Origin of the sequence: Mesorhizobium sp. WSM4312 (assembly GCF_002294875.1) — a bacterium.
GTDB lineage: Bacteria > Pseudomonadota > Alphaproteobacteria > Rhizobiales > Rhizobiaceae > Mesorhizobium.
This window is the reverse complement of sequence record NZ_NSFU01000021.1, coordinates 21272-34375: the sequence shown is the minus strand read 5'-3', so window position 1 is coordinate 34375 and position 13104 is coordinate 21272. Positions and strand designations below refer to the sequence as shown.

At 63.1% G+C, this 13104-nt stretch carries 10 protein-coding genes and 1 pseudogene; 6 read left to right on the top strand and 5 right to left on the bottom strand.

Annotated features, from left to right (window positions below):
- Positions 1–58 precede the first annotated feature (58 nt).
- The 4 genes and pseudogenes from CK228_RS28610 to CK228_RS36060 all read left to right on the top strand — a co-directional run bounded on the left by CK228_RS28610 (position 59) and on the right by CK228_RS36060 (position 3376).
- Positions 59–1291, top strand: a complete 1233-nt coding sequence (locus tag CK228_RS28610) for a serine hydrolase domain-containing protein (protein ID WP_095789982.1) — start codon at positions 59–61, stop codon at positions 1289–1291.
- 44 nt (positions 1292–1335) lie between these two features.
- A pseudogene (locus CK228_RS36485) lies at positions 1336–1419 on the top strand (IS21-like element helper ATPase IstB); the annotation flags it as partial.
- A gap of 373 nt (positions 1420–1792) precedes the next feature.
- Positions 1793–2023 (top strand): hypothetical protein, encoded by a 231-nt coding sequence (locus CK228_RS28605; RefSeq protein WP_245437859.1) that lies wholly within the window; start codon positions 1793–1795, stop codon positions 2021–2023.
- 456 nt (positions 2024–2479) lie between these two features.
- On the top strand, positions 2480–3376 hold the full coding sequence (locus tag CK228_RS36060; RefSeq protein ID WP_245438133.1) for a transposase: 897 nt from the start codon (positions 2480–2482) through the stop codon (positions 3374–3376).
- On the opposite strand, the gene CK228_RS28590 is transcribed toward CK228_RS36060, so the two are convergent.
- From CK228_RS28590 to CK228_RS28575, 4 genes are read right to left on the bottom strand one after another with little or no spacing between them, the layout of a single operon-like run.
- On the bottom strand, positions 3344–4165 hold the full coding sequence (locus CK228_RS28590) for an ABC transporter permease (RefSeq protein WP_095789979.1): 822 nt from the start codon (positions 4163–4165) through the stop codon (positions 3344–3346). The genes CK228_RS36060 and CK228_RS28590 overlap by 33 nt on opposite strands.
- A gap of 2 nt (positions 4166–4167) precedes the next feature.
- Positions 4168–5448 carry an ABC transporter permease gene (locus CK228_RS28585; protein ID WP_095789978.1) on the bottom strand — a complete coding sequence of 427 codons (1281 nt, stop codon included), beginning with the start codon at positions 5446–5448 and terminating at the stop codon, positions 4168–4170.
- A gap of 7 nt (positions 5449–5455) precedes the next feature.
- Positions 5456–6508 (bottom strand): ABC transporter substrate-binding protein, encoded by a 1053-nt coding sequence (locus CK228_RS28580; RefSeq protein WP_095789977.1) that lies wholly within the window; start codon positions 6506–6508, stop codon positions 5456–5458.
- The gene (locus CK228_RS28575) at positions 6505–7647 is read right to left on the bottom strand and encodes an ABC transporter ATP-binding protein (RefSeq protein ID WP_245438136.1); all 1143 of its coding nucleotides are present in this window, start codon (positions 7645–7647) and stop codon (positions 6505–6507) included. Before CK228_RS28575 ends, CK228_RS28580 begins: the two co-directional genes overlap by 4 nt.
- A 347-nt stretch (positions 7648–7994) precedes the next feature.
- On the opposite strand from CK228_RS28575, the gene CK228_RS28570 reads away from it, so the two are divergent.
- On the top strand, positions 7995–9383 hold the full coding sequence (locus tag CK228_RS28570; RefSeq protein WP_095789975.1) for a PLP-dependent aminotransferase family protein: 1389 nt from the start codon (positions 7995–7997) through the stop codon (positions 9381–9383).
- Between the two features lie 9 nt (positions 9384–9392).
- A complete protein-coding gene (locus CK228_RS28565; protein ID WP_095789974.1) occupies positions 9393–10643 on the top strand; it encodes an FAD-dependent oxidoreductase in 1251 nt (416 codons plus the stop codon).
- 160 nt (positions 10644–10803) lie between these two features.
- Here the strand turns inward: CK228_RS28565 and CK228_RS28560 are convergent, their stop codons facing one another.
- Positions 10804–12981, bottom strand: coding sequence for a glycogen debranching N-terminal domain-containing protein (locus tag CK228_RS28560; RefSeq protein WP_095789973.1), 2178 nt, complete (start codon positions 12979–12981; stop codon positions 10804–10806).
- Positions 12982–13104 lie beyond the last annotated feature (123 nt).

The following is a 13104-nucleotide window of genomic DNA, read 5'->3' as shown; positions in this document are numbered from 1 at the left end:
TGCGGGGAGAGCGCAGGATTGTCCAAAGGGCCTCCGCCTGCGACAGGACATTTGCGCGATGGGTCAATTTGGTAGCGAACCAGTTCGTGATCCTGCGAACCTCGGCTTCGACAAGGCGCGGCTGGCGCGACTGAAACGGTGGATGCAGCGCTATGTGGACACCGGGCGCTGGCCTGGTGGTGCGGTGCTCATCGCGCGCCATGGAAAGCTCGCCTTCTTCGACTGCGCCGGGCATGCCGACGTCGGAGCCAAGCGGCCTTGGCAGCGCGACCTCATCGCCCGCATCTACTCGATGACCAAGCCTGTCACGGCCGTCGCACTATTGATGCTGTACGAGGAGGCGCGCGTGCATCTCGACGATCCGGTCGAGGCATACCTGCCGGAATTCAAAGACGTGCAGCTTCTGATACCGGGCGCAACGTCGCTCGACCAAACCGTGCCCGTCAAGGCGAAGATGACGATCCACCATCTGCTCACCCACACATCTGGCCTGAGCCTTTTTACGAACCCCCGCCTGCTCGGCGAGGCTTATGCCAAAGAAACACTCGGCCTCGCCTTGGCCTACGGTGGGCTCGACAAGATGGTCCGCAGGATCGCCGAGCTGCCATTGGAATGGGAGCCGGGCACGAGGTGGCAATATAGCGTCGGGTCCGATGTCATCGGCCGCATCGTGGAAGTCGTCTCCGGAATGACGCTCGACAAGTACTTTACGACGCGAATCTTCGAGCCCCTCGGAATGACCGACACGGGCTTCTCTGTGCCGGACTCCGGGATCAGCCGTTTTCCCCCGCTCTATGAGGCTACGGCTGGTGGGATGGCGTTGCACGAGGCGCCGGAGGTTTCGGCATGGCGGCAAGGCAAGGTTGATACGTTCTGCGGTGGAGGCGGGCTCGTCGGAACCATCGACGATTATTGGCGGTTCGCCGAAATGCTGCGCGCTGGGGGTGAAGTCAGCGGCGAACGCATCCTCAGTCCCCGCACCTTGAGATTGGCGGCGTGCAATCACCTATCGGGAGATCTTGCCTCGATGGCAACCGAAGTTTGGGCCGAAACCCAGTTTGACGGCGTCGGGTTCGGCCTGCTGGGCTCCGTCGTCCTCGATCCGGCCAAGGCACAAATTTCGGCGCAAGTCGGCGACTACGGCTGGGGCGGGGCGGCAGGCACCTTCTTCTGGGTAAGCCCGGTTGACGACATGGTTGTCATTCTCTTCACGCAACTGCTGCCTTCAAGCGCCATTCCGGTGCGCAAAGAGCTGCGCGCGCTCGTCCACGGTGCGTTGACAGGGGCCTGAGACTCGTCAACAGAAACTGCGCGGAGCAACTTGCGCTTAGCAAGTTGGGCCGCCTCGGATTCGTCGTGCTCGATGATGAGCTCTTCGCCCAAGCCGGCGGGCAGTTGCTCTTCCATCTCATCAGCCGGATTACGAGCGGAACTCGCTTCCGGCATCGGTCTTCTCACAACGATGCCCGCGCAACCTGAATGTCCGCCCTTGAGGAACTGCAGCCTGAAGCTGCCACACATGGCCCCAAAGGCGGTCGAGGAGCTGTCGGTGGGAATGCCTTTGTGCGGGCAGACATTAGACGATCCTAAAATAAGAGCGATGTTCCCTACCAGAAACAATCTACCCGCCACACGTCACGAGTGCACACAGGGCGCGCCTGACAGCAGGCTCGATCACGCCAAAAGCAATTGCGGAATTCACGCGCCTGTCGCACTATCCGGGTTTCGTAGCTTTCGAGGAGGAAAGGCTATGTTGTACCCCGGTCAGTGCTTGGACCCCTGCGAGATCGATATGCTCTCTCGCGTGTGCCGCATAGTCTGCAACGAGAACGGCATTCCCCCTGAATCGCAGCAGGCCCTGCGCATCGCGTCCCACCTGCTTAAGCTGTTTATGAACGGCCTGATAACCGAGGAGGAACTGCTGGACGCCGAGAGGAACCGGGCCGGACGGCTAAAGCAGCCGCTCCAGCATCAGCTTCCGCCCCAGAACGTTGTGGCCGACAGCCAGCTGCACGTCGGCTAGGAAGTTGCCCAGTCCCCCAACGGTGCCTTGGCGGGCACCGCGGCACCATCGCGCCGCCTTCTGAATGGCCCACATGGGAGGGCTGGCAGACGTCCATCCAGACCTTGAGTTTTGAGCGCTACCTGGCTCCTGCTCGACCGGGTGCGGAACTCGTGCTCCGACATCGCCACCTCAATCGCCTCCTTCAGGAGCAGGGCGTGTGCGTTGGCTGGCTTCAACGCCTGCTCCAGCATTCACAACTCTGCCTCAATTGCTTCGCTTCCGTCTGTGAAAGGGCAGGCGTCGGTACGGCCGGGGCTGATCCGAAGGCGGAGATCGGTGGCCCGCCTTTTCGTGCGATTAAAAGACGAGGGTTGCTCGGATGGGCCGAGTCGATCCTCACGCACGGAGGACGAGCCATGGGAGAGTATAGCGAGCATTTGTTGCGTTTGATGTAGCCAAGAAGAAGCACGCGGTGTGGCGATCGCGGAGGGCGGCCGCACTGGCGAGGTCCGGTTCGTCGGCGAGGTCGAGAATAGTCCGGCGGCGATAGAGCGGACCATCAAGAAGCTGGGAAAAAAGTATGATCGACTGCAAGTCTGCTTCGAGGCTGGACCGACGGGTTATGGCTTGTGCCGGCAGGTCCGCGATCTTGGTCACGACTGCATGGTGGTTGCGCCGGCCCTGATTCCGAAGCGACCGGGCGAGCGCGTGAAGACCAACCGGCGGGACGCCGTCACGCTAGCGCGACTGCATCGGGCGGGCGAGCTGATCGGGGTGTGGGTGCCGGACGTGGTCCACGAGGCTGTCCGCGATCTGGTGCGAGCCCGCGAAGCCGCAGCCGACGATCTGCGCCGCAAACGCCAGCAGCTACTTTCCTTCCTCCTGCGCCACGGGCGGATTTACGAGAACGGCGGTCATTGGACGTTGGCGCGCCGACGCTGTCTTGCCCGCCAGAGCTTCGAGCATACTGCGCAGCAGATCGTATTCCAGGAGAAGATCGACGCGATCGAGGACGCGGCTCAGCGACTACACCGCCTGGACGATCAGTTGCGCGCTGGGGGTGGGGCCACGACGGGATTTCGAGCTGCAGCTCGCGTCGGCGATGGCGCGATCGTCATAGGGAAGCGCCAGGATGGATGCGGACAGGCGGCTTCGTTGCACCTCTGTGCGGTATTGCCGACCCGGAACGGGATTGGGTGCGGCCCTGTCGACATCGATAGTCCCCATGGACCCGCGTGGGTCGGGTCATGGAGGCAGACATGGTCCAGGACGCGTCCGGAGGCCGTAGTTCCCAATGGCGGAAGCTGTTGCCGGCGAAGTCCCTGCAGCGGATACCTTTCAGCGGTTCGGAACTCTCCGCCCTCGGCGTGAGAGGATGTTTGCCACTACCAGGAGCACGATCGACAGCGCCATCATCAGCGTTGCGGCGGCGGTGATTGCGGGGCTTAGCTTTTCGCGCAGGCCGATAAACATTTCGAGCGGCATGGTGCGCTGGCTGGCGCTGGCAAGGAACTGCACGACGACGACCTCGTCGAAAGAAGTGACGAAGGCGAAGGCAGCGCCCGATAGCACGCCAGGCAGGATCAGCGGCAGCATCACCTTGAAGAATGCAGTCAGCGGCCTGGCGCCCGAGATTGCGGCAGCGCGCATCAGATTGCGGTCGAAGCCGGTCAGGCTGGCGCCCACCGTCACGACGACAAAGGGGCTGGCTAAAGCAGTGTGCGCCAGGATGATGCCGGCATAGGTGCTGGCAAGCCCGACCCGCGCATAGAACAGATATGAGCCGACCGCAGTGATCACCACCGGCACGATCAGAGGCGAGAGCAGCAGCGGCATGACGATGCGGCGGCCTGGGAATTTCTCGTCCGATAAGGCGATAGCCGTCAGCGTGCCGAGCGTCGTTGCGATCAGCGTCGTGCCGAGGGCAATGACCAGGCTGTTGCCGATCGCTGACTGCCAGCGCTGGGTGCCGAGCACGACCTCGTACCAGCGCGTCGAGAGGCCTTCGAGCGGGAAGATGAAGAAGGCGCCGCTATTGAAGGAGAGCGGCACCGGAATGAGGATCGGCACCAAAAGGAAGAGGATCACCAGCCCGCACCACAGCCAGAGCAAGGTGATACGGATGCGTTCGCCGGTGGTGGCGTAGGGGGACAACAGCATGGCTACACCAGCTTCAGGCGGTCGAGGCCGAGAATGCGCGCGAAGATGCCGAACAGCGCCAGCGTGAAGACAAGCAGGATGAAGGACAGCGCCGCCGCCATCTCCCAGTTCAACTCGACATTGACATAGTTGGCGATGAAATTGCTGATCAGCTGGTCGCTGGCGCCGCCGATCAGCGCCGGGGTTATGTAATAGCCGAGGCACAGGATGAAGGTGAGCAGGCAGCCCGCCATCACGCCCGGAAACACCTGCGGAATATAGATGCGCCGGAAGGCGGTGAACGGCCGCGCGCCAAGCGAATAGGCGGCCTTCATCTGCGAGGGCGGAATGGTGCGCATGACGCTGTAGATCGGCAGCAGCGTGAACGGCAGCTGGATATGCGTCATGGCAATGATCAGGCCGATACGGCTGTACATCAGGTCGAGCCGGTCGCTGGTGACGCCGATAAGAAGCAGGAAATCATTAACCAGGCCGAACTTCTGCAAAAGCACGGTCCAGGCCGCGGTGCGCACCAGGATCGAGGTCCAGAACGGCAGCAGCACCGCGACGATCAGGATGGCGGCCAACCCCTTCGGCACGTTGGCGATGAGATAGGCGAGCGGAAAGCCGAGGATCAGCGTTGCCAGTGTCACCGACGCCGCGACGAAGAAGGTGCGCAGGAACACCTGGATGAAGATCGCCTGCTCGGGCGGCACCCGCTCAATGCCGCCATCGGCGTCCCAGCGCAGGTCGAGGGCGCTGAGCAAATAGAACGAGGTGAAGCTCTTGGTGCCGCTCTGGATCGCTGTCCAGGTCGGTGGCGCCGACCAGAACGGCGCCGATTTTAGCGCATCCAGCGCTGCCTGTCCGTCGGCTTTTTCGAGCCTGCGCACCGTCTTCAATATCTGGCTGCGCGCGCCGGGCAGGCGGGCGTTCAGGCTCTTGGCCAATTCATAGGCCGTGCCTTTGACCTGGTTGTCCTTCAGGTCCGCCGCAAGCGCCGCGAAGGCGTCGTCACCGGGCAGGCCCTGGCCGCTCCAGCCGCTCAACGCCGCGGCGGTCTTGGGCAAGGCGTCGGCGATCGTCGGGTCGTAGGCGGCGCGCGACAGCAGGAGCACGATCGGGATGCCGAAGCTCAGCGCCAGCAGCACGAGCAGGGGTGTTGCCAACAGCAGCGAGCGCAGCCGGTCGCCGAATTCGGCACGGCGCAGCGCCGCCGACACGGATATAAGTTCCGCATCGGCGGCTGACCGGTCGCGGGCCAGCGTCGGCCGGTCGAGTTCGCTGGGCTGCAACGCCGACATCGATCGCCTACTGGGCTAGCCAGGCGTTGAAGCGCTTGACGAGATCCTCGCCATAGTCGCCCCAGAATTCGGTGTCGGCGACGAGGTAGGCGCCGGCCAGATGGTCGGGCGCGTTGGGCAGTTTCGGCAAGGCGTCGGCCGCCACGAAGGAGGCCGCGTCGGTGCGCACCGGCCCATAGGTGATGTAGCTGGCGAGCTTGGCATTGTTTTCCGGCTTGGAGATATAGGCCAGGTATTTGTAGGCGAGATCCGGGTTCTTGGCGCCCTTCGGAATGGCGATCATGTCATATTCGAGGATCTGGTTGTTCCAGACGATCTTGAAGGGCTTCTTGTCGGTGTCGATGGCGTTCTGGATGCGGCCGTTCCAGGCGGTGGTCATCACCACTTCCTTGGAGGCGAGCAACTGCGACGGCTGCGCGCCGGCATCCCACCAGACGATGTCCTTCTTGATGGTGTCGAGCTTCTTGAAGGCGCGGTCGACGCCTTCGGGCGTCGCCAGCACCTTGTAGACGTCGGCGGGCGCCACGCCGTCGGCCATCAATGCCCATTCCAGGTTCTGCGCCGGGAATTTGCGCATGGCGCGTTTTCCCGGAAACTTCTTGGTGTCGAAGAGGTCGAGCACCGAGGTCGGCGCCTCCTTCAGCACGATCGGGTCATAGGCGAGGATGTCGCCGTAAGCATCGAGGCCGACACCACAATCCAGCGCCGAGCCTTGGATGAATTTGTCGCGCGGCCCGATCTTGGAATAGTCGAGACGCTCCAGAATGCCTGCGTCGCAACCCTGCAGAACGGTTGCGGTCTCGACCGTCACCAGGTCGATCGGCACGTTGCCGGTTTCGACCATAGCTTTGACCTTGCCGAGATCGCCAAGATATTCCTGCTCCAAGACCTTCGCGCCGGTCTCCTTGGCGAACGGTTCAAACCAGGCCTTGCGCTGCGCATCCTGCCAAGCGCCGCCGCTTGCCATGATAGACAACTCGTCGGCGAAGGCGGCTCCGGCGATGGCCATGCAGGCCGTGGCGGCGGCGAGCGCGAGCAGGCGTGTTCTTATCTGCGTCATTGCATTTTCCCCTGTTTTGGAATGGCGCCGCTCGTTCCGGCATCGGCCGGAAAGGCGCGGCAATCGTTGGGCGCGCACGAGATCGTCACCGTCTCGCCGTTTGCCATCGTCGCTTCGGGACCGACCTTGACGGTCAGCACCTGGTCGTTGGCGAGCCTAGCCACTAGGCGCAGGTGATCGCCGAGATAAATTCGCCCGTCGACCGTGGCGGGTAAGGCATTGCCGCCGGCGGACGCCGGCGTCAGGCTGAGCCGCTCGGGCCGGATGGCGACGTCGCAGGGAGCGCCCTGCGCCACGCCGATGGCCAAAGCGGTGAGCTCGCCGCCGCCATTCAGCCTTACGCGACATTGTTTGCCGGAGACGCGGTCGACGACGCCCTCTAGCGTGTTGTTTTCGCCGATGAAGCTCGCCACGAACGAGCTTTGCGGCGTATTGTAGAGATCGTCCGGTGAGCCGAGCTGGGCGATGGCGCCATTATTGAAGACGGCGACGCGGTCCGACATGGTCAGCGCCTCGCTCTGGTCGTGCGTGACATAGACGATGGTGACGCCGAGCATGGTGTGGATCTGCTTGATCTCGAACTGCATGTGCTCGCGCAGCTTCTTGTCGAGCGCGCCGAGCGGCTCGTCCATCAACACCAGTTGCGGCTCGAACACCAAGGCGCGCGCCAGCGCCACGCGCTGCTGTTGGCCGCCGGAAAGCTGCGCCGGCCGGCGCTCGCCGAACTGCCTGAGCCGCACCATATCCAGCGCGCGGCCCACGCGAGTTGCGATGTCGGCCTTGCTGACCTGGCGAACGGAAAGGGGGAAGCCGACATTCTCCTCAACGGTCATGTGCGGAAACAGTGCGTAGTTCTGGAAAACCATGCCGATATTGCGTTGGTAGGGCGGCAGCCGGTCGACCGGCTGCCCTTCCAACGCGATCGTGCCATGCGTCGGCCGCTCGAAGCCGGCCAGCATATTGAGCGTCGTCGTTTTGCCGGAGCCGGAGGGGCCAAGCAACGTCAGGAATTCGCCGCGCGCCACGCTAAGGTTCATCCGCGTTACCGCGAAGGTCCGGCCGTCATAGGACTTCTCGACATCGGCGAATTCCACCAATCCCCGGCCGGCAGCGCCGGCTTGGGGGGCGGATGCCTCCATCGCGGGGGCGGCCGCCAGTGCCACCCGGCGGGCGCTCATTGCTCGCCGCTCCCGGCATTGCTGCCGATGCGGCCAATCGATTCGACATACGGCTTGTGATCCATGTCTCTGCCTCCCCGGAACGGCCTGCCTCCGGGCAGGTCGCTCGAACTTGTATGGTCACACAATTAACTCGAAATGGACCATAGATGTAGACAACTTTGTCCGTCAAGCCGATTTCTGTGGGGTTGTGTGATAACCTTTACAAGGTATCTTGCGGTCGCACACCAGACAAGCTCTATTGTACGGAGCATTGTCTTATGCTAGATGCGCCAGCAGTGAGACCTCAGCCGTAGTCGAATTCCCGCATGCTCCAAGATCTCCGCCTCGCCGAGGATGAAAGTCCGGTCTACCGCCGTCTTGCCGACGCGATCGCGGAACGCATTGCCGCCGGCACGCTGGCGGTCGGTGACCGTCTGCCGCCGCAGCGCGAGATCGCCCGGGCACTCGGCATCAACGTCACCACCGTGACACGAGCGCTGTCGACGTTGCAGGAGCAGGGTCTACTCGAAGCGCGGCCGGGGCGTGGCACCACCGTCGCCACCCGCGACGCCGCCGAAAGGCCCGGCTTCGTGTCGGCGCCGAGCGACCAGAGCGGCATCATCGACCTTTCTGTCAACCGGCCGGCCACGTCCGCCTATCTCGATGCTGTGGCGACACTGCTGCCGCGCCTGTCCAAGGACCGGCACTACGCCGCACTGCAGGATTACCACCCGCCGGAAGGCCCGCTGTGGGCGCGTGCTGCGATTGCCGACTGGCTGAAATCCGTCGCCGGCGATGGCGAACCCGGCCGCGTTGTGCTGGCCGCCGGCGCGCAGCATGGCCTCGACTGCGTGCTCGGCGCAGTCGCCAGGCAAGGCGAGGTGGTGCTGGCCGACGAGGTGACCTATCAGGGCATTAATGCGCTGTGCCGCGTGCACGGGCTGGATCTGCGAGGCGTCGCCATGGACCGCGGCGGGATGCGGCCCGAGGCCTTCGACGCTGCCTGCGCGCAATTGCGTCCGCGCGCGGTCTTCCTCGTGCCGACGCTGCAAAACCCGACGACCATTACGCTGAGCGATGAGCGCCGGCACGAGCTCGCCGCAGTCGCCCGCCGCCACAATGTGCTGATCATCGAGGACGACGTCTACCGGCAGCTGGCCGACGATCCTCCGCCATCTTTCGCCAGTCTCGAGCCGGAGCTGACGATCCATCTCGGCGCGCTGTCAAAATGCCTGGCGCCTGGCCTGCGTCTCGGCTTCGTCATCGCTCCGCGTCCCATTGCTGGCCAGGTCGCGGCGGCGCTGCGTATCAATTGCTGGAGCATCAGCCCGCTGACGGCGCTGATCGGCGCCAGATTGATCGAGGAAGGCGCGGCAGCGCGCATCATCGAAATCCAGAAGCAGGAATTGCGCCAGCGCCAGGCCGTCTTAAGCGAAATCCTCGGGGGCTTCGACATCCAGAGCCATCCGACCTCGACCCATGCCTGGCTGCGTCTGCCTGAGCCCTGGCGTGGGGCCGGTTTCGCCCGCACCTGTCTCGAGCGGGGCGTGGCCGTTCTACCCGGCGACGCCTTCGCGGTCGGGCGCGAACCGGTGCAGCACGGCGTGCGCATCAATGTCGGCGCGGCGCGATCGCAGGACGATTTGCGCACGGCGCTTACCACGATGGCCGAATTGCTGGCCGCTGGCCATCTGCAACTGCCCGGCTTCGTCTAGGAATATCAGGTGGCGACAACCAGCAGCGTTGAAATCGCCGTTGTCGGCGCCGGCGTCGTCGGCCTGGCGACGGCGTTGCGGCTCGCCGGCGAAGGCCACGAAGTCGTGCTCATCGATCCCAACGAGCCAGGTTCCGGCGCTTCGTTCGGCAATGCCGGAACGATCGCCGAATATGCCTGCATGCCGGTCGGCAACCCGGGCGTGCTGCGCGCGCTGCCGAAGCTGCTTCTTGATCCCGACAGTCCATTCGCATGGCGCTGGGCAGCACTTTTCCAGCTTGCGCCTTGGCTGGTCCGTTTTGTCAGGCAGTCGTTCCCCGAGCCCACCCGCGCCAACGCGCTGGCGCTCGCCGGGCTGCTGGCAGAAGCCTTGCCGGCTTGGGAGGAAATGGTGCAGGAGGCTGGCCTGCAGGACCTGATGCGCCGCAATGGCTGCCTGTACATCTATCGGCATGAGAGCGATTTTGCCGGCGCGGCCGCCGGACGATCCTTGCGTGCGGAACTTGGCGTCCACCAGGAGGTCTTGACTGCCGAACAGGTGGCGGGCCTGGAGCCGCGGCTGGCGGACATCGAGGCCCGCGGTCTGTATTTCCCGGATTCGATCAATGTCAGCGATCCGAAAGCCATGCTGGCGCGGCTAGCCGCCGCCGCGACTGCCCGCGGCGTCCAATTGCTGCGAGCGAACGTGGCGAGCCTCTCGGCGGAGGCCAGCGGGGTTCGGCTGAGCGGCCCAGGGCTTGGCATCACCGCGCGGACGGTCGTGATCGCGGCTGGTGCCCGCTCGCGGGCACTTGCCACGCAGGCCGGCGATCGGATCCCGCTGGAAACCGAGCGCGGCTATCACCTGGAATTTCCCACCGACACGCCGCTCCTCAACCGACCCGTGTGTCCGATCGATCTGGGATTCTACATGACGCCGATGGACGGCAGGCTGCGCATTGCTGGTACGGTCGAGCTCGGGGGGCTAGTGGCGCCGCCAAATCCGCGCCGGCTGGCGCTGCTGGATCGCGGTGTGCGGCAATTCTTTCCCGAGCTTGGCCGGCCATCCTCCGAATGGCTGGGCTTCCGGCCGTCGCTGCCGGACTCGCGTCCGGTCATCGGCCGGTCCCGCCGTAGCCCAGGCGTCGTCCATGCGTTCGGCCACGGCCATCTAGGGCTGACGTTGGCGCCGATCACGGCGCGCCTTGTCGCCGACCTGATCGCCGGGCGAGGCGATCCCGTGTATTATCAAGCTTTTGCGCCAGACCGATTCAGCGTATGAAGTGAGGTTTACGCGCCCCCGTCTGCTCTTTGGCCTCGTGATCGCCCCGGCGCGGCACACTTAGGAAGCCGATCAACCCTATCGGGCTGATGCTTTTACTTGGGGTCAGTGGTTTTAGGAATCTTTTTCCAAAACCACTGCGCACTTTGAAGGATATGCATTAGGTCGCATGGCAGATGCCTGACAGGCTCGGGCCTGTCGCGGAACTGCGCGTTGCCACCAGCGAAGCATCACCATCGCATACTTCCCAACGCGTGTGAGCGCCAGCGCGCCAAAACCGAAGGTGGAGAAGGTTCTTCCCCAGCCGCAGATCCCTTAAGGTCATCTCGGGCATCCAGTCGGGCAGTTTCGGGTCGATGTACAACCTTCCGTTCGCAGCGTCCGGTTGGATCCCGCCGATCGCCTGTAGAAAGGAGAAGCATGAGCCTGCAGCCCATGCCTGCGGAACGTTCGCCCTCTTGTACTGGACTGGAAACGTCGTAGGCGTCCGCGTCGCCCCGGCGTAAAGTTCGGGCATGCGATGCTGCATGAAGTAGCTCGCTGCACCGCTCACGTCTCCGGCGATACGAGCAGCTTCTTTGAAAAATCCATAGCGCCGAAAACCGAGCGCGATCAGCCCGTTGTCATGGGGCCAGACGGAGCCTCTTTGATAAGAATGCGGATTATAGGCTCGATGTTCGGCCGAAAGCGTCCGGATGCCCCAGCCGCTCCACATGTCGGGCATCATCAATCTCTGCACCACCCTGGCGGCCCGCTCGGGTGCGACAATACCGGACCAAAGACAATGACCGGGATTGGAGGTGACGCTCAGAACCGGTTTCTTCTTCCCATCCAACGCGAAGGCATAGAAACCCGACGCCTGATCCCAGAACACGTCGTTGAACCGTTCGAACAACGTTTTGGCCTTGGCCCTAAGCTGCCTGGCGCGATCACGGTCGCCTTTGGCATCGTAGATTTCAGCCATGCGCTGCCAGGCATCGTAGACATAGCCCTGCAACTCGCAAAGAGCCTTCGGTCCCTTGACCGGAGTGCCGTCGGGATAGACGACGGCATCGTCGGCGTCCTTCCAGCTTTGGTTCTCGTAGCCTGCGTTTGAGCGCGTTCCATATTCCTGGAACCCATCGCCGTCGCGATCGCCATAGCGATCGATCCAATCCAGGCACCTCTCGGCGGTTTCGATGTGCCGCTCTATCAAACTGTCATCCCCCGTACAGCGCCAAGCGTTGTGAAGCACAATCAGATAGAGGGGCGTTGCGTCGGCAGTGCCATAATAGGGTGTATGTGGAATGAGATTGAAATGTGCGAGTTCGCCGGTACGAAGCTCATGCATGATCTTGCCCGGCTCCGCATCCCGATAGTCGTCCAGTGAGGTGGCCTGGAAGCGAGCTAGAACATCCAGGGCACCTCGCGCGAAATCAGGATAAACAATGGCATTCTGAAGCGAGACGATCAGACTGTCGCGACCAAACAGCCCGATGAACCAAGGCAAACCGGCGGCCGGAACATACTCGAGCTGGTCCGTGCCTTCGATCGGCAGTCGAAGTGCCGCCATGTCTTCGATCGCCTGATTGTAGAGCTGCTGGAATTCGCCATTCGGGGTGCTCAGCTTGCATACCATGCTGCGCCAGGCGGAGACCCGTTTTGCGGCTTTCGAACCCAAGCAGTTGTCGACGCAAGCGCGTGGAGCACGAGACCTCTTCCTGCCTTGCCCAAAGTCGTAGAGCAGGCAAGCATGCCAGGTCGCGCCAGGGTCGAGCTTGACGTCGAAAGATACCCTCCCGTTGGCATAGACAGGCTTCGTTGGAGTTCTGTGTACCGTGATGGTGATAGCCCGTCTGAAATCCTGGTTAATGTAGGACGTGCGAAGGCGCGCGCTTCCGGGCGTCCATTTCGTGGCGATCCGACCACGGCGAACAACTGAGTCGGCCTCGACTTCGAAGAGATCGGCGAAGTCACAACGTATGCCGACCTCCAGATTGAATTGCACCGAATCTGCCCCGTGATTCACCAGGTCAAAGTCTTCATGCAACCCACCGTGACCCAGAGCCCGACCGAGGGTCAGCCCCAGATCACCGGCCTCTACTGGACCGGTTTCGGTCTTGAAGGGCCGATTTACGAGATAGATCTTGGCGGCGAAGTGGGTGATGTTCCCGGAGTTGAGCAGATCCCAAGGCTCTCCGTTGGCATAGAGCTGCCAACTGGAAACCAGGCGGGTATCCGAGGCATACAGACCTTGGTGTGTGGGCCAGGTGATCTGGCCATCCTGATCGGTGACCAAGAAGCCAAAGCCGTCGTTGAGTGCCAACCGCGGCGGTCCGATCGCAATTTCCAGGCTCATGTTCGAGGTGCCTCTTTCTCGGCCAGAACAGCGGTACTGGCAGGGTAGGTGGGGCCAGGCAAAAAGCACTCCGCACTCAACGGTGAGGGTTGCTCACGGCCCTCCGCCCTCCAAGAACCCACC